General features: G+C 68.0%; 17 protein-coding genes and 1 other RNA gene. 15 read left to right on the top strand and 3 right to left on the bottom strand.

The window, feature by feature from the left end; all coding sequences use genetic code 11:
- Positions 1-75 precede the first annotated feature (75 nt).
- Both prfB and KVT44_RS10070 read left to right on the top strand, forming a co-directional pair.
- The gene (prfB, locus tag KVT44_RS10075) at positions 76-1,182 is read left to right on the top strand and encodes a peptide chain release factor 2 (protein ID WP_054229629.1); all 1,107 of its coding nucleotides are present in this window, start codon (positions 76-78) and stop codon (positions 1,180-1,182) included.
- Between the two features lie 312 nt (positions 1,183-1,494).
- On the top strand, positions 1,495-2,118 hold the full coding sequence (locus KVT44_RS10070) for an LPXTG cell wall anchor domain-containing protein (RefSeq protein WP_217566739.1): 624 nt from the start codon (positions 1,495-1,497) through the stop codon (positions 2,116-2,118).
- 198 nt (positions 2,119-2,316) lie between these two features.
- Here KVT44_RS10070 and KVT44_RS10065 read toward each other — a convergent pair whose 3' ends face one another.
- Positions 2,317-2,508 carry a hypothetical protein gene (locus KVT44_RS10065; RefSeq protein WP_054229631.1) on the bottom strand — a complete coding sequence of 64 codons (192 nt, stop codon included), beginning with the start codon at positions 2,506-2,508 and terminating at the stop codon, positions 2,317-2,319.
- Between the two features lie 367 nt (positions 2,509-2,875).
- Between KVT44_RS10065 and ftsE the strand changes: the two genes are divergently transcribed.
- The 9 genes from ftsE to KVT44_RS10020 all read left to right on the top strand — a co-directional run bounded on the left by ftsE (position 2,876) and on the right by KVT44_RS10020 (position 8,911).
- A complete protein-coding gene (ftsE, locus tag KVT44_RS10060) occupies positions 2,876-3,565 on the top strand; it encodes a cell division ATP-binding protein FtsE (RefSeq protein WP_054229632.1) in 690 nt (229 codons plus the stop codon).
- A 31-nt stretch (positions 3,566-3,596) separates the two neighbouring features.
- Positions 3,597-4,514: a permease-like cell division protein FtsX gene (gene ftsX / locus KVT44_RS10055; protein WP_075029044.1), complete on the top strand. Its 918-nt coding sequence runs from the start codon at positions 3,597-3,599 to the stop codon at positions 4,512-4,514.
- Between the two features lie 67 nt (positions 4,515-4,581).
- Positions 4,582-5,748 (top strand): S41 family peptidase, encoded by a 1,167-nt coding sequence (locus tag KVT44_RS10050; protein ID WP_217566738.1) that lies wholly within the window; start codon positions 4,582-4,584, stop codon positions 5,746-5,748.
- A gap of 69 nt (positions 5,749-5,817) precedes the next feature.
- The gene (gene smpB / locus KVT44_RS10045; RefSeq protein WP_054229635.1) at positions 5,818-6,360 is read left to right on the top strand and encodes an SsrA-binding protein SmpB; all 543 of its coding nucleotides are present in this window, start codon (positions 5,818-5,820) and stop codon (positions 6,358-6,360) included.
- Between the two features lie 105 nt (positions 6,361-6,465).
- Positions 6,466-6,853, top strand: a transfer-messenger RNA (tmRNA) gene (gene ssrA / locus KVT44_RS10040).
- Positions 6,854-7,073: 220 nt separating this feature from the next.
- Positions 7,074-7,250, top strand: coding sequence for a hypothetical protein (locus KVT44_RS10035; protein ID WP_217566737.1), 177 nt, complete (start codon positions 7,074-7,076; stop codon positions 7,248-7,250).
- Positions 7,251-7,321: 71 nt separating this feature from the next.
- On the top strand, positions 7,322-7,705 hold the full coding sequence (locus KVT44_RS10030; protein WP_217566736.1) for a hypothetical protein: 384 nt from the start codon (positions 7,322-7,324) through the stop codon (positions 7,703-7,705).
- Between the two features lie 112 nt (positions 7,706-7,817).
- Positions 7,818-8,411, top strand: a complete 594-nt coding sequence (locus KVT44_RS10025) for a hypothetical protein (RefSeq protein ID WP_254649143.1) — start codon at positions 7,818-7,820, stop codon at positions 8,409-8,411.
- Between the two features lie 26 nt (positions 8,412-8,437).
- Positions 8,438-8,911, top strand: a complete 474-nt coding sequence (locus KVT44_RS10020; protein ID WP_217566735.1) for a hypothetical protein — start codon at positions 8,438-8,440, stop codon at positions 8,909-8,911.
- Here the strand turns inward: KVT44_RS10020 and KVT44_RS10015 are convergent.
- On the bottom strand, positions 8,904-9,269 hold the full coding sequence (locus KVT44_RS10015; RefSeq protein WP_308313944.1) for an ATP-binding protein: 366 nt from the start codon (positions 9,267-9,269) through the stop codon (positions 8,904-8,906). The genes KVT44_RS10020 and KVT44_RS10015 overlap by 8 nt on opposite strands.
- Before the next feature lie 231 nt (positions 9,270-9,500).
- On the opposite strand from KVT44_RS10015, the gene KVT44_RS10010 reads away from it, so the two are divergent.
- The 4 genes from KVT44_RS10010 to KVT44_RS09995 all read left to right on the top strand — a co-directional run bounded on the left by KVT44_RS10010 (position 9,501) and on the right by KVT44_RS09995 (position 12,802).
- Positions 9,501-10,319 carry a helix-turn-helix transcriptional regulator gene (locus tag KVT44_RS10010; RefSeq protein WP_217566733.1) on the top strand — a complete coding sequence of 273 codons (819 nt, stop codon included), beginning with the start codon at positions 9,501-9,503 and terminating at the stop codon, positions 10,317-10,319.
- Positions 10,316-10,564 (top strand): DUF397 domain-containing protein, encoded by a 249-nt coding sequence (locus tag KVT44_RS10005; RefSeq protein WP_217566732.1) that lies wholly within the window; start codon positions 10,316-10,318, stop codon positions 10,562-10,564. The genes KVT44_RS10010 and KVT44_RS10005 overlap by 4 nt, the downstream gene beginning before the upstream one ends.
- A gap of 24 nt (positions 10,565-10,588) precedes the next feature.
- The gene (locus KVT44_RS10000; protein WP_217566731.1) at positions 10,589-11,326 is read left to right on the top strand and encodes a hypothetical protein; all 738 of its coding nucleotides are present in this window, start codon (positions 10,589-10,591) and stop codon (positions 11,324-11,326) included.
- A gap of 75 nt (positions 11,327-11,401) precedes the next feature.
- Complete coding sequence (locus KVT44_RS09995; protein WP_217566730.1) at positions 11,402-12,802, top strand: hypothetical protein; 1,401 nt, start codon at positions 11,402-11,404, stop codon at positions 12,800-12,802.
- A gap of 6 nt (positions 12,803-12,808) precedes the next feature.
- Here the strand turns inward: KVT44_RS09995 and KVT44_RS09990 are convergent, their stop codons facing one another.
- Entirely contained in the window at positions 12,809-15,751 is a 2,943-nt protein-coding gene (locus KVT44_RS09990; RefSeq protein WP_217566729.1) for a glycoside hydrolase family 3 protein, read from the bottom strand.
- Positions 15,752-15,753 lie beyond the last annotated feature (2 nt).

Below are 15,753 nucleotides of genomic sequence, written 5' to 3'. Positions count from 1 at the left end.
CCCCCGGGGCGACCCTGCGTCGCCCCCGTCGGACGAGGGGCGAGCCTCGCTTGCGGCAGCCGTTACGCTGGAGGCGTGGCAGTCGTCGATGTATCCGAAGAGCTCAAGTCCCTCTCCTCGACCATGGAGTCGATCGAGGCCGTCCTGGACCTCGACAAGCTGAGGGCAGATGTCGCCGTGCTCGAGGAGCAGGCGGCCGCGCCGTCCCTGTGGGACGACCCGGACGAGGCGCAGAAGATCACCAGCAAGCTGAGCCACCTCCAGGCGGAGGTCAGGAAGGCCGAGGCGCTGCGCGGGCGTATCGACGATCTGAGCGTGCTCTTCGAGATGGCCGAGGAGGAGGACGACCCGGACACCCGTGCCGAGGCCGAGTCCGAGCTCGTCGCCGTCAAGAAGGCGCTGGACGAGATGGAAGTGCGGACGCTGCTCTCCGGGGAGTACGACTCCCGTGAGGCCGTCGTCACCATCCGTGCCGAGGCCGGCGGCGTCGACGCCTCCGACTTCGCCGAGAAGCTCCAGCGCATGTACCTGCGCTGGGCCGAGCGCCACGGGTACAAGACCGAGCTCTACGAGACCTCGTACGCGGAAGAGGCGGGCATCAAGTCCACCACCTTCGCCGTCCACGTCCCGTACGCGTACGGAACGCTCTCCGTGGAGCAGGGCACCCACCGCCTCGTGCGCATCTCGCCGTTCGACAACCAGGGGCGCCGCCAGACGTCCTTCGCGGGTGTCGAGATCCTGCCCGTCGTCGAGCAGACCGATCACATCGAGATCGACGAGTCCGAGCTGCGCGTCGACGTGTACCGGTCGTCCGGCCCCGGCGGCCAGGGCGTGAACACCACAGACTCCGCGGTGCGCCTCACCCACCTCCCCACCGGAATCGTCGTCTCCTGCCAGAACGAGCGGTCGCAGATCCAGAACAAGGCGAGCGCGATGAACGTGCTCCAGGCCAAGCTGCTCGAGCGGCGCCGCCAGGAGGAGCAGGCCAAGATGAACGCCCTCAAGGGCGACGGCGGCAACTCCTGGGGAAACCAGATGCGTTCGTACGTCCTGCACCCCTACCAGATGGTCAAGGACCTGCGGACCGAGTTCGAAGTCGGTAACCCCGAGGCCGTTTTCGGCGGGGAGATCGACGGATTCATCGAGGCCGGAATTCGCTGGCGCAAGCAGCAGGAAAAGTAGTTCGAGGTATCAACATCTCCTTGATGCCTCTTTGTCGACAAGGCAACTGCCGTCCATCGGGCGGCAGTTGCCTTTTGTGTGGGGGAATTCTGGGTTTTACGTCACAGTCACATGTCCGCACGGCAGGCAAATGTCACTGATCCGGACATCGCGTACGCAACGACCTTGACGTTGCTGTGAAAACTGGGAATGGTGACGCGTGGCATGCGTATCTCCGGGGCGCATGTGAACCGGGGGCTGAGCGAGCCACCTGTGACGCCGTGGCCCCGGGCGCTGCTCCATTGACGATCAGCTACTGGGGGTAGCAAGCAAATGACCACGAAGACGCGGATCCGCGTGGCACGTATAGCAGCCGGTGTGGTGATCGCCGCCGGTGCTTCGCTGACTGCCGCGGGTGTTGCCTCGGCTTCCGGCATCGGTGTCGGTGTCGGTGTCACGCTCCCCGACGGAGACCCGAGCGCCACCCCGACCGAGACCGGCATTCCCAGCGGTCCGGCCACCCCGACCGACCCGACGACGGAGCCGGGCACCACGCCCCCGGCGACGCCCACCATCCCGAGCACGCCGACCGGCCCGGCCACGCCGACCACCACGCCGCCGACGGACGAGCCCACCGACCCCACCGAGAACCCCACCGAGCCCACCGACCCGACGGACAGCCCGACGGACGGTTCCGGCACCGGCACCGGTGGCAATGACAGCAACCCCGACGGCGGCTCCAAGCCCGTCGAGCAGGGCAAGGGTTCCTCCGGTCTGACCGACACCGGCGCGAACACCTCGTCCGACACCTCCGCCCAGGGCAAGAAGGGGCAGCTGGCCGAGACGGGTGCCGCCGAGACCACGTTCCTACTGGTCGGCGCCGCCACGATGATCGCGGGCGGTATCGGCTTCCGTCTGCTGCCGCGCCTCGTGAACGGCCGCGGCGCCGCTGCCTGACGCAGCTGAGCACAGCACGAGAGGGGCCCGGAGCAGCTGCTCCGGGCCCCTCTCGCGTCAGGCGTATCAGTGATGCTCGGGATGGTTCACAGGGCGACCGGCCATCTCGGATGGTGACCACCATGAAGAACACCGTGATGGCCACCGCGATGACCAACTGGGATGGTGACCGAGGTCACACCACCGCTCTCAAGAGACTCATACCGTCTGGTGCGCCAGCAGCGCCACCGCCGCGATCAGCACGGCGAGCAGCGCGATCAGCGCCATGGGGTTCATTCCCGCGAAGGGGCTCTCCTGCTGCAGCCGCTCCCGGTTCGCGCGGCAGACCGGGCAGCGGCCCTCGCTGACGGGCGCCGCGCAGTTCGCGCACACCAATCGGTCGTACGTCATGCGCTGGCCCTCCTTGCGCCATCCTCCGCCGTTTACATAACGCTGCGGGGAACGCAACCGTTCCCCTTCCACTGTGCCAGGTTCCGCGGGAAACGGCGCGGCTCGCCTTATCCTGCCCTGTGCTCCGCGGGTTAGGCGGGGAAACGGGCGCTTCCGGAGGGGTGGGCGGGGTCGGGTTCGCGGCTGCCGGCCGGTGGGGGCCGTACGGGCCCGTACAAAGGCCCGTACAAAAGGGTCCCGCCAAAGACCTGTACAAAAACGCACAAGCCTCGCGCAACCCCCGCGCAACCCTGACCGGCGACTGCGCTCGTGCACCCGGTTCGCGTATGGTCACGCTCACCTACCCCCGGCGACCCGTGGTGCATCCGTGATCCGATTCGACAGTGTCTCCAAGGTCTACCCCAAGCAGACCCGCCCCGCTCTCAGGGATGTCACCCTGGAGGTCGAGCGTGGTGAGTTCGTGTTCCTCGTGGGGTCCTCCGGCTCCGGAAAGTCCACCTTCCTGCGGCTGATCCTCCGCGAGGAGCGGACCAGCCACGGCCAGGTGCACGTCCTGGGCAAGGACCTCGCGCGCCTCTCCAACTGGAAGGTGCCGCAGATGCGCCGCCAGCTGGGGACCGTGTTCCAGGACTTCCGCCTGCTGCCGAACAAGACGGTCTCCGAGAACGTCGCCTTCGCGCAGGAGGTCATCGGCAAGTCCCGCGGCGAGATCCGCAAGTCCGTGCCCCAGGTGCTCGACCTCGTCGGGCTCGGCGGCAAGGAGGACCGGATGCCCGGCGAGCTGTCCGGTGGTGAGCAGCAGCGCGTGGCCATCGCGAGAGCCTTCGTGAACCGGCCCAAGCTCCTCATCGCGGACGAGCCGACCGGTAACCTCGACCCGCAGACCTCCGTCGGCATCATGAAGCTGCTCGACCGCATCAACCGGACGGGCACCACCGTGCTGATGGCGACGCACGACCAGAACATCGTGGACCAGATGCGCAAGCGCGTCATCGAGCTGGAGCAGGGCCGCCTCGTCCGCGACCAGGCGCGCGGCGTCTACGGCTACCAGCACTGACGACGGTCCACGGAAAGGCTTAGCAGACGCCATGCGCGCCCAGTTCGTTCTGTCGGAGATCGGTGTCGGTCTCCGTCGCAATCTGACGATGACCTTCGCGGTCGTCGTCTCGGTCGCCCTCTCCCTCGCCCTGTTCGGCGGTTCGCTGCTGATGAGCGACCAGGTGAGCACCATGAAGGGCTACTGGTACGACAAGGTCAACGTCTCGATCTTCCTCTGCAACAAGAGTGACGCGGAGTCCGACCCCCACTGCGCCAAGGGGGCCGTGACCGCCGAGCAGAAGGACCAGATCCTCGGCGACCTCAAGAAGATGACCGTCGTCGAGAAGGTCTCGTACGAGTCGTCGGACCAGGCGTACAAGCACTACAAGGAGCAGTTCGGCGACTCCCCGCTGGCCAGCTCCCTCACGCCGGACCAGATGCAGGAGTCGTACCGCATCAAGCTGAAGGACCCGCAGAAGTACCAGGTCATCGCGACCGCCTTCGACGGCCGTGACGGCGTGCAGTCCGTGCAGGACCAGAAGGGCATCCTGGACAACCTCTTCGGGCTGCTCAACGGCATGAACTGGGCCGCGCGCGCGGTGATGGCGATGATGCTCGTCGTCGCCCTGATGCTGATCGTCAACACGGTGCGCGTCTCGGCGTTCAGCCGGCGCAGGGAAACCGGCATCATGCGGCTCGTGGGCGCCTCCGGGTTCTACATCCAGGCGCCGTTCATCATGGAGGCCGCGGTCGCCGGACTGATCGGCGGAGGCGTCGCCTGCGGGTTCCTGTTGGTCGCGCGGTACTTCATCATCGATCACGGCCTCGCGCTGTCCCAGAAGCTGAATCTGATCAACTTCATCGGCTGGGACGCCGTGCTCACCAAGCTGCCGCTCATCCTCGCGACGAGTCTGCTGATGCCCGCGCTTGCGGCGTTTTTCGCGTTGCGCAAGTACCTGAAGGTGTGACGCATGCCAAGGGGGCCGTACTGCCAACCGGCGGTACGGCCCCTTGCGTTGTCCTAGACTCACCGCCATGTCAGGCCGAGACCTGTTCTGCCAGCCCCGCCGCGCAGGCCGCGGGGCCGCCCTGACATTGCTTTTCGCGAGTGTCCTCGTCGCGGGGGCCGCGACCGGGTCCTTCGGTGATCCCGACCGGAAATCCCCGTCTCCCTCGGCGCGTTCGACCCCGGCTGCCCACCGTGAGACGGTCACCGACGCCGCCGCCGAGGCGATGGCCGACGGCAAGTCCCCCATGGAGGCCGCCGAGCGGGCCGTCAGCCGCAGCGGGGACCGCTGGGGCGCCGTCTACTCCCAGGGCGAGTACGAGGAGTTCGAGGAGGCCCTCGACGGCCAGTACACGGGCGTGGGGCTGTGGGCCCGGCGCGAGCGTGACGGCCGTATCGAGGTGACCCGGGTGCAGAGCGGCTCGCCCGCGGCCGCCGCCGGTATCCGCACGGGCGACCGGCTGCGCAGCGTCGACGGCGAGAAGGTGGACGGCCGGCCGGTCACCGAGGTCGTCTCGTTACTGCGCGGTGACGCGGACGACGCCGCCGCCGGTACGAAGGTCTCCCTCGGCCTCGAGCGCGGCACACGCGCGTGGAGCGAGACGCTGCGCCGGGCGAGGCTGTCCACGGACTCCGTGACCGTCCGCAAGCTCCCCGGCGGCGTCACCGTGATCAAGGTCGCCGCCTTCACCAAGGGCGTCGGTGACGCCGTACGGACCGCCGTCGAGCAGACCCCCGAGCACGCCGGGATCGTCCTCGACCTGCGCGGCAACTCCGGCGGACTGGTCACCGAGGCCGTCACCGCCGCCTCCGCCTTCCTCGACGGCGGCCTCGTCGCCACCTACGACGTCAACGGCGCGCAGCGCTCCCTGCACGCCGATCCGGGCGGCGACACCACCAGACCCCTGGTCGCGCTCGTCGACGGCGGCACGATGAGCGCGGCCGAACTGCTGACCGGGGCCCTCCAGGACCGCGGCCGTGCGGTCGTCGTGGGCTCCAGGACCTTCGGCAAGGGCTCGATCCAGATGCCGAGCCGGCTGCCCGACGGCTCCGTCGCCGAGCTGACCGTCGGCCACTACCGCACCCCCGCCGGGCACACCGTCGACGGGCGGGGCATCACCCCCGACCTGGAGGTGGACGCGGAGGCCGTGGAGCGGGCGGAGACCGTACTCAGCGGTCTCGGCGACCCTTCGTAGTCACCGGCTCGGCGCTCTTGTAATCGGCTTTCCCCCGGACCCCCCTGTAGTGCGAAAATGGGCAGCACTATGAGTAAGGGAATGTACGTACCGAAGGAGTCCCAGCCCAAGCAGGGCGGAGGGGCCGCGAAGGCCAAGGACGGCAAGCGCAAGATCGTCGCGCAGAACAAGAAGGCACGGCACGACTACGCGATCATCGACACCTACGAGGCCGGGCTCGTCCTGACCGGCACCGAGGTGAAGTCGCTGCGCCAGGGACGCGCCTCGCTGACCGACGGCTTCGTCCAGATCGACGGGAACGAGGCGTGGCTGCACAACGCCCACATTCCCGAGTACAGCCAGGGCACCTGGACCAACCACACGGTGCGCCGCAAGCGCAAGCTGCTCCTGCACCGCGAGGAGATCGACAAGCTGGCGTCGAAGTCGGAGGAGACGGGTCACACGATCGTGCCCCTCGCCCTGTACTTCAAGGACGGCCGCGCCAAGGCCGAGATCGCGCTCGCCCGCGGTAAGAAGGAGTACGACAAGCGGCAGACCCTGCGTGAGAAGCAGGACCGCCGGGAGTCGGACCGCGCGATCGCGGCGGCGAAGCGGAAGCAGCGGGGCGAGTAGCCACGGGGAATACGGTGGCATCGACGTGCGTTGGTCACGTACGATGGGATCTGCACCTCACAGCGGGTGCGCAACCCTCTTCGGAGGGGCTTGAAAAAACAACATGGGGATGATCGGTTTCGACAGCGGCTGTCGAAGCAGGGGAAGCGTGTCGAGGAAGCGACAATGATCTCGTTAACCATATGTCGCAACCAATAATCGCCAATTCCAAGAGCGATTCCCAGTCCTTCGCCCTCGCTGCCTAATAACAGCGACTGAAGGACCCTAAATGGGTGTCAGCCCGGGGGTGTTCCCGACCCGGACCCTGGCATAATCTAGGGAACTAAACCATCGAGCCCGGTCACGGGGTTCGATGGGAAATCAAACAGTGGCTGGGCCCGTCGGCGACTTGTTCGCGTGATCACCGGGGCCGAGAAAATCACAGCGAACTGCACACGGAGAAGCCCTGATTCTGCACCGGTGGACGCGGGTTCGATTCCCGCCATCTCCACGATCAGGAGGTCCTCCCGGACCTCCACATCCCATGTGGGCAAAGGCCTCGTCGCTTTCGAGCGGCGGGGCCTTTGTCATGCCAGCCATGCGCGTGGAATTCGAGCGTGGAGTCCAGCTCGCCCGGGATAAGACCGGTGACCTGGAATGGTACGATCGGGCGGGACGCGGGTATGACGCCGTCGGAAATTCACCCTCGGAGTACTTGCAGATTCCGCAGTTTTGTGAAATCCATCAAGGCGCATCTGCTGAAAACGGAGAAGTCCGGGCGGTTCGTTTCCTTCATTCCGGTGGACGTGACCACGTACACGGCCGACCAGATCAGAGCGATCAAGGCTGCCGTGAAGGAACTTCCGGAGGCGGATCAGGCGCGGATCTTCTACGTCGGCGATCACACCTGAGTAATCTGTTCACCCTGCGGTGGGCGGCCCGCTCAGAGTCGCCCACCGCTCGCTGCAAAGGAAACGAAGCGATGACAAAGCTCGTGTCGTTCCCCTCCGGAGGGGCAGGAGAGGACCTCGACTGGTTCGCCACCGCCGCCCTCTTCGACGATGTGGCCGCTTTCATTCTCCGGCATGTGACGGACGAGCACGCAAAGCGTGATGTCACCGCAGGTGCCGCATCGGGTTATGTTTTCATCGGTGACCTTCCCGAACCTGATCAGACGAACGTTCTGACCGCACTGCGTGACGAATTCCCCGACCATGTGGATTCCGTGATCTATCCACCGGATGTGACCTCCAGGATGGACGACACGGAGATCTTCGTCGCGCGTGCCAAGTCGCTCGCGCAGATGGCGAGTAAAAGCATCGCCCTGCGCGACGCTTCCGGAGCCATATCGGAAGGGAAGGGGTGAAGGGTTGCGCCGACTGACTGGACGCTTCTGGACTCTGGTGTCCGAACGGGGGCTTTCGGGCCGAAGGATTCCTCGGCGCTTCACCGCATTCGATTTCGGTGTCTCATGGGTGATGAGTTTCTTCCACCAGGACGGGACTCATGACGGGGACACGGCCGCCGACATCGTCGCGAAACACCTCTCGGAATCGGCCGACGAACTGGCACTGGCGGTCCGCCGCGACGCCCGGACACTCCTCGACAACGTCCCTTCGGAGACGCTCGAGGTGCTGTGGACGGCCGGAGCGCAGTACATGGCGAGCTTCGAGGGGACCTCGGGGGCGGAGTGGACGCGGACGGTCATCGGCCTGTGTGACGCCCGGCTGGCCGCGAAGGCGGACGTACGTCCGCTCGCCGGGGCCGACGTGGAGGACGGCTGGGCGTGCCGGGACGCCGTCATCGCCGAGATCGAGCGGGCGGAGTTCCTGGCCGCCGAGGTGCGCGAGGCGCTCGTCGACTGCGCTCGCCACTGCACTCCGGACCTGGCGTTCCGGGTGCTGCTAAGGGCTGTGGTGAACGCCCCAGGTGGGTCGCTGTCTCCGGAGCAGTACACGAGGATGCAGACCATCGGATCGGCCCTTCTCTACGGCGAGTTCGTGGTGGAATTCGTCGATTTCCTGGTCGAACAGGAGCCGCCGCCATCGGCGCGACCGTCGGCCGACGACTGAACGCTCGGTAAAGGACCCACCTGCCCGTGTTCCTGCTCCGTTTCCTCCCTCCGCTGCCCCGCGAGATATCGCTCGCCGTTGTCGGGCTCGTCTTCGGGCTGTTCCTGGCCGTGCACGGTGTCCTGCAGGCCTATGCCGAGGCGACCGGCGTCCCCGGCACGGTCACCCTCACCGACTGCACGCCGGCGACCGGTGGCTTGAGTGACCTGTGGCAGGACGGCTGGGCCTGCGAGGGCTCGTTCGCCGCCACCGACCACACCGTCAACATCAGCAGCGTCGCCGTCGACGGGGTCATCGACACCCGCCCGGCCGACGGCACCCTGCCCGCCCTCGTCGACAGCTCCGGCGACCACACCGCGACCCGCAACGGCTCCGGCAGTTGGAAGATTCCGACGCTCACCGGCGTCGTCATCCTCGGCTTCACCGCTTGGCGGATCCGCTCAGTCAGGGCCCTGTTGCGCCTGCGCCGAGCCGTACGGACCGCCGAGTCGGCTACCTGACGGCTGGACGGGCAGCCTGCAGTTCGAACCAGACCGTCTTGCCGATGCCGCAGGGGCGGGGTTCGGTGCCCCACTTGTCCGCCAGCGTGGCCACCAGGGTCAGGCCCCGGCCGGACTCGTCGTCCGGTGACGCGTCGCGGGGTGTGGGCAGCGTGTCGTTCGCATCCGTCACCGAGATGCGGAGGCGATCTTCCTCCAGGATGCAGCGGGCCCAGATCTCGCGGCCGGCGGGGACCTTCGCGTGGCGGTACGCGTTCGTCATCAGTTCGCTGAGCAGGAGTACGGCCGTGTCCGTCACCTCGTCGGGGAGCTTCCAGGACGTGGCCTGTTCGCGAAGGAGGGTTCGGACCCAGCCCACGCTGCGGGCATGTCGGGGGAGGCGCCACTCGATGTCCCGGGGGAGTGCGGAAGGGGAGGGGCGGGAAACGGGGCCTGGGGGCGGCGTCGGCATGTGCGCTGCGTTCCTTGCGTGTGATTCTCCGTCGTTCGTCGTGATCAGGCTGGTGGCTGGTGCGTAGCCTCGGTAGTAGCGGGACGGGTACACAGCGTGCTTGTACACGGTGTGTCGGCGGGAGGCGGGTGGGCGCGCGTGGCTTCGGCGGAGTCCCAGCAGGCGCAGCAGAACTGGCGGTACTGCGGTGGGCAGGTCAGGTTGTGGCGTGAGGAGGCGGGGGTCGGCCGTCAGGCGTTGGCCGACGAGGCCGGTTACGACATCGAGTACGTCAAGTCGATGGAGTGCGGGAGGCGGCGGCCGACGCTCAGGTTGTTGCAGGTTGCGGATCAGATGTGCGGGGCGCGGGGGAAGTTGGCGGCTGGGCATGAGTTTTTGAAGCCCGAGCCGTTTCCGGCACGGTCACAGGAGTACATGGCGCTTGAGGCCGAGGCGTTCGTTGTGCATCACTACGCGCTCGGGCTGATTCCTGGTCTCTTGCAGACGGAGGAGTACGCGCGAGCACTGATCAGTGAGAGCTGCCCGCCATTGGATGACGAGACCGTTGAGGAGCGGGTCCGGGCACGGTTGGTGAGGCAGGAGGCGCTGACACGTCGGACGAGAACGGTGTACGGCTTTGTGATCCACGAGGCCGCGCTGCGCACGGAGGTAGGAGGACGGGACGTCATGCAGCACCAACTATTGCAACTGCCGAAGGTCGGTGCGTTGCGTAACGTGTCCATCCAGGTGTTGCCCTTCGGCAAGTGCAGCGGTCTGGCGCTCAACGGCCCGTTCGTCTTGCTGGAGACGGCCGAACACGAGCACTTCGCCTACGTTGAGGGGCCGGAGACGAGCGTGCTGCATGCCGACCCCGACAAGGTCAGCGACCTGGCGCAGGTGCATGGCATGATCCGCATGCAGGCCTTCGGAGTTGAGGAGTCGGCAGCGTTCATCAGGAAGGTGGCAGAGGAGCTATGAGCGAACCGTTGGCATGGTTCAAGTCCAGCTACAGCGACTCCCAGGGCGGCGAATGCCTCGAAGTCGCCTACACCTGGCGAAAGTCCAGCTACAGCGACTCCCAGGGCGGCGCCTGCCTCGAAGTCGCCGTCTGTCCCCACACCACCCACGTCCGCGACTCGAAGCTCGGCGCTGGAAGCCCCCGCCTCGCGGTACCGGCGGACGCCTGGGCCGCGTTCCTCGCGTACGCCGCCCGCGAGGCTTGAGGCGGAGCGGCCGGTGACGGCGGCATGAGCACCGGTCACGAACCGCGTCACCTCCTCGTCCGTGCCCTCGGCGCGCCGTCCCCGCTGTACGGGACGGACGCGGGCCCCCTCGCGGAGGTCGCCGACTTCACACAGAGCGTGCCGGTCGATTCACTCGGACTCCCCGATGAGTCGGCTCGCGAGCTGCTGTCCTGGTCACAGACGCGCCCACCCGGCGGGTTCACCGCACGCCCGGCCTTGCGGAAGCACGTCGAACGGGGTCTGGAGGTCGCCCAGGCGGTGGCGAGGCATCTGGGACCCGCATGGGTGGTGCGGTACTGGGACGAGAGGCAGGACAGGGCGAAGTTCGTGTGCTGGGGATGCGGACGTCTGGACTGGGCCCTTGAGGAGCACGGCGAGCCCCCGCACCCGCTCCACATCGTGGTCGAAGGCGAGTTCAAGTGGTACCCACTCCGCGCGGAGGGATTCGGAGACTTCGCACCGGACGGTCCCGTCGGCAGTCTTCATCTGTCCGAGGAGCTGGTGGCCGATCTGTACGCGTGGGCGAAGAGCATCGACACCACGGTGAACCTGGACCTGCGGGACCGGGAGGACGGTAAGTACGACGGCGAGTGGGAGCGGCTGTTCCACGAAGGGACGGAGCTGGCCAGACTCGTCGCGCGCGAGCTCGGCCCTGCCCGGAAGGTGACCTACAAAGGCCTGGCGAACGGTGGTCTGGCGGCCATGACGTCGGTCACCTGGCAGGGGGACCGGGAAGTGTGAAGGTCCGCTGGACGCGACCGGTGAAGTGCGGTTCGCGTTCGCCGTGAGAGGCCTGAAAGGGTGGAGGGGACGACTGTGCGGGGACGGCAGGAGCCGTACTACGTGGACTACGACGCGGACTTCGGGCTCAGTGGGCTGACCGAGGCGTTCACGCTCTCACCCGCTCCGGAGAACACCGGCGCGGCGCTCGGGCTCGTCACGGCGAAGCTCGACGCGTATGACCGTGAGTGTCCCGTGGGCAGCGTCGACCATCTCAGCGCGGATGAGCGGAGCATCCTCGGCTATGACACCAGCCACGACGACTGGGGGTACGCCGAGGAGCTGCGCGAGGACGTGCGCGGGCTCGTCGAGTCCCCGCTGCCGGACGAGGCGATCCAGGCCGTGTGGCGAGCGGCCGCCGGAGGCGGGTGGGATCCCGCGGCGCACGGCATGAGCGCCCGTGACTGGCTGCGGCGCATCGACGAGACCTGCGCCGCACGGCCACCCCGGAAAATCCCCGGGCGGCGCCCGGCACCTTCCTCGTGGTGGGGCGCCTGGCGGCCGGCGGCCGACGAGCTGCGTGACGACGTCGTCGCGGAGATCGCGGAGATCGCGGAGACACGGTCCTGTCGCGAGCGGTCGGCCGGTTCCCTCCCTTCCCCCGACACCCTGTCGGCCCTCGAAGAAGTGGCCGCCCGCGTGCATCCCGATCTCGGCTTCCGGCTCCTCCTCCGCGCACTGAAGGTGCACTCCGTGCGGATCGAAAAGGCGCGGTACGACCGGTTCCAAGCGCTCGGTGAGAGGTTCGGCCACCCCGCTGCGCTCATCGACCTCGGTCTCGACATCGCCTGGCCGCCCATCGACACCGCCCGCCGCGACGCCACCTGGGACTTCGGGTTCTCCCACCTCGCCGGGCAGGCACATCAGGACTGGCGTGAAAGCCGGGAGGAGATCCGGAAGGCGGCCGAGGGCGACATCGGGCAGACCCCGGGCTCCGCGGCGGCCGTCCTCCTGGAGGACACGCTCCGGCTGCTGCGGTCCGCCCTGCCCGACGCCGCGGTCACCGCCCTGTGGGCCGGGGCCTCGGACAGGCCGGGGAGTACCGACGGCCGGGACTGGCTTCGGCTGATCGCGGACGTGTGCCGGGAGCGGCTGAGGGAGGCCGCCCCCGCGTACACGCCCGTTGTGGCGCCCGCCCGCACCGAACTCGCCGGCACGGTGCTGCGGGAAGTCCGGGAGACGGCGCCCGCGGTGATGGACAAGGTCGTCAGCCCCCACTGGCATCCCGTGCCCGCCACGGACGTCATGGACGCGCTGGAACACGTGGTCACCCGGATCGATCCCGATCTCGGGTTCCGCTTGTTCCTCCGCGTCCTGAACACGCTGTCCGCGCCACTCACACAGGAGCAGTACGACCGGTACCAGGCGATCGGCGAGCGCTTCGGGTACGGCGAGTATCACGTCTCCGACGTGGAACACCTGATCGAGGCCGGCTGACCCGCCTCAGCGCAGGGTGAACGTGGACAGCCGCACACCCCCGCTCAGCACCAGATACACGCCCGTACGCCCCTTCGCCGCGCCGGTGAGGGCGGCGGTCACCGTCGTGTAGTCGTACGGGGATGCCGTGCCGCCCGTACGAGCGGTGCCGACGAGCGGGCCGGTCGGCGAGCCCAGCCGGACCTCGACCGTTCCGGACGACCCTGTGACGCGTGCGCTGAACTCGGAGACTCCAGAACCCAGTTGGGCGTCCGCGAACTTCAGCCAGGCCCCGTCGGCCGTCGCGCCCACCGCCGTCCCGCGCGCCTTCGACTCGTCGACCAGACGGACGGAACCGGGGGAGTAGTCGTCGAAGTTCTCGGCCCGGGTCACCTTCGTGAGGTCCCGGGGCGGGATCGTCTCGCCCCGTACCGTCCATGACGTCCGGGAGCGGATGTCGGAGGACGAGGCGCCGACCAGGACGTCGTACGTGCCGCTCTCCACCACCCACTTCGAGCGGGTGACGTCCCAGTGCGCGAGGTCCTTCGCATGGACCTTCAGTCGGACCGTCTTCGTCTCGCCCGGCTTCAGGGACACTCTCGCGTACGCCTTCAGCTGCTTCAGGGGCCGCTTGTCCCTCGATGCCCGCTGGTGGGTGTAGAGCTGGACGACCTCGTCGCCCGCCCGCTTGCCCGTGTTCGTGACCGCCACCTCGTAGCCACCGTCCACCCTCTTCGGCGCGCCGTAGCGGAACGTCGTGTACGACAGGCCGTAGCCGAAGGGATAGAGCGGCCGCCCCTTGAAGTACTGGTAGGTGCGGTCGGACTTGATGATGTCGTAGTCGAGGATCGAGGGGAGGTCCGATGCCGACCGGTACCAGGTCTGGGTGAGGCGGCCCGCCGGGTTCGTGTCGCCGTAGAGGACGTCGGCGAGCGCGTTGCCCGTCTCCTGGCCCGCGTGGGTGGTCCACAGGAGGGCCGGGACCTCCTTCTGGAGGGTGCCGAGGGTGGTCGGGTAGCTGTTCTCCACGATCACGACCGTCTTCGGGTTCGCCGCACGCACCGCCCTGACCAGGGCCTCCTGCGACGGGGCCAGACCCATGTCCGTACGGTCGTGGGCCTCGCGGCCGTTGATAGCGGGCATCGAGCCGACCACGACCACCGCCGTGTCCTTGCCCCGCACCGCGGCCACGGCCTCGTCCACGCCGCTGCGGACGACGTCCTTGGAGTAGTGGGCGGCCCCCGACTTCTCGACCAGACCCAGGGTGCCGTCGGGGCCCGTCGGGCCGAGGTAGACCGGGTTCGACCACCAGGACTCGGTGGTCTCGTATCCGGCGTACCGGAGCAGGTACGTCCCGTCGTCCTGCCGCTCCAGCTCGAACTGCTGCTGGACGTACCAACCGTTGGGCTGGACCTGGTCGTTGACGAAGTTCGACCAGTTGTAGCCGACGTACTTGCCGTTGGCGGCCGAGCGCAGCGTCACGATGCCGGAGCCCCAGTCGAACGTGTCGAACTGGGCTGCCGCCCCTGTCTCGGTGCTCTCCTTCAGGGCTCCACCGGCCTCGGACGCGCCCGCCGTCACGTACTTCCCCGTCGCCGTGTCCCTCAGCGCGATGCGGTCGACGCCCTCGCTGCTCCTCACCGAGGCGCCCAGCTTCGTGGCGATGCCGTCGGCGGGCGTGACCGCGTACGGCAGCGTGCCCGAGTACCAGTCCGTGTAGAGGGTGTCGGCGAGCGGGCCGACCACGGCCACGTTCTTCGCCGAGGTCTTCAGGGGCAGTACGCCGTCGTTCTTGAGCAGGACCGCGCTCTCCGCCGCCGCCTCGCGGGCCAGCTTGCGGTGGGCCGGGCTGTTGATGACCGACTGGTCGATCGAGCCGTACCTGCCGCCGTTCGGGTCGAACTCGCCGAGCCGGACGCGGACGGCGAGGATGTGGGAGACGGCTGTGTCGACGTCCGACTCCTTCAACAGGCCCGTACTCAAAGCCGACTTGACGGCCGTGGTCGTCGGGGCCGAGTCGCCGTTGTTGTCCGTGAAGCTGTCGATGCCCGCCTTGAGCGCCGCCGCGTCGCCCTCGGCGAGGGTGTCGTAGTAGTTCTGGGTGCCGGGGAGCAGGTTGCCCGGGGCGAAGGCGTCGGTGACGTTCAGGAGGTCTCGGGAGGTCCACGTCCGTACGACGTCGTCCAGGTCCGGGTTCACCGTGTCGGGGCGGCCGTTGACCAGGTTGTACGACGCCATCACGCCCGTTGTCGCGTCCGCCTCGACGGCCGGTCTGAAGGCCGCCTCGTCGTACTCGTGCTGGACGCGCGGGCGCAGGTCCGAGGACGTGGTCGCGCGGTTCACCTCGTTGTTGTTGGCGAGGTAGTGCTTGAGGGTGGGGGCCGTCTTGAGGTGGTCGGGGTCGCCGCCGGTCAGGCCCTCGCCGTACGCCGTGGAGATCGAACCGGTGAGATACGGGTCCTCGGAGTAGCCCTCCTCGTTGCGTCCCCAGCGCGGGTCGCGCAGCAGGTTGACCACGGGCGCCCACAGGTTGAGGCCCCAGCCGTCGGGGCGTTCCTGCTGGAAGCCGCGCGCTTCGTCGCCGACCGCCGAGCCGACCTGCTGGATGAGCGCCGGGTCCCAGGTGGAGGCGAGACCGATCGCCTGCGGGAAGACGGTCGCCCTGCCGAGCCAGGCGACGCCGTGCAGGGCCTCGGTGCCGGTGCGGAAGGACTGGATGCCGAGGCGGGGGATCGCGGGCTCGTACTGGTGGAGGAGGGAGACCTTCTCGTCGAGGGTCAGCCTTCCCAGCAGGTCGTTCACGCGTTCGGTGACGGGGAGGCGGGGGTCGCGGAAGGCATACGCGGGGTCGTCCGCCCCTGCCGGAACGGTGGCGGTCAGACCGGCGGTCAGCGCCAGCGCCAGGACGAGGGAGGCCCGCTGCCTTCTCCTGCTTCCTCTGTTTCTCCTGCTTCTCTTGCCTTTCCTCATGT

This window comes from Streptomyces sp. GbtcB7, from assembly GCF_019091445.1.
GTDB classification, from domain to species: domain Bacteria; phylum Actinomycetota; class Actinomycetes; order Streptomycetales; family Streptomycetaceae; genus Streptomyces; species Streptomyces mirabilis.
This window is presented reverse-complemented; position numbering and strand designations above follow the sequence as displayed.

Coding starts and splice junctions, on each gene's coding strand:
- KVT44_RS10070 (WP_217566739.1), top strand. CDS start 1,495: ATGACCACGAAGACGCGGATCCGCGTGGCACGTATAGCAGCCGGTGTG.
- KVT44_RS10065 (WP_054229631.1), bottom strand. CDS start 2,508: ATGACGTACGACCGATTGGTGTGCGCGAACTGCGCGGCGCCCGTCAGC.
- ftsX (WP_075029044.1), top strand. CDS start 3,597: ATGCGCGCCCAGTTCGTTCTGTCGGAGATCGGTGTCGGTCTCCGTCGC.
- KVT44_RS10050 (WP_217566738.1), top strand. CDS start 4,582: ATGTCAGGCCGAGACCTGTTCTGCCAGCCCCGCCGCGCAGGCCGCGGG.
- smpB (WP_054229635.1), top strand. CDS start 5,818: ATGAGTAAGGGAATGTACGTACCGAAGGAGTCCCAGCCCAAGCAGGGC.
- KVT44_RS10030 (WP_217566736.1), top strand. CDS start 7,322: ATGACAAAGCTCGTGTCGTTCCCCTCCGGAGGGGCAGGAGAGGACCTC.
- KVT44_RS10025 (WP_254649143.1), top strand. CDS start 7,818: ATGAGTTTCTTCCACCAGGACGGGACTCATGACGGGGACACGGCCGCC.
- KVT44_RS10005 (WP_217566732.1), top strand. CDS start 10,316: ATGAGCGAACCGTTGGCATGGTTCAAGTCCAGCTACAGCGACTCCCAG.
- KVT44_RS10000 (WP_217566731.1), top strand. CDS start 10,589: ATGAGCACCGGTCACGAACCGCGTCACCTCCTCGTCCGTGCCCTCGGC.
- KVT44_RS09990 (WP_217566729.1), bottom strand. CDS start 15,751: ATGAGGAAAGGCAAGAGAAGCAGGAGAAACAGAGGAAGCAGGAGAAGG.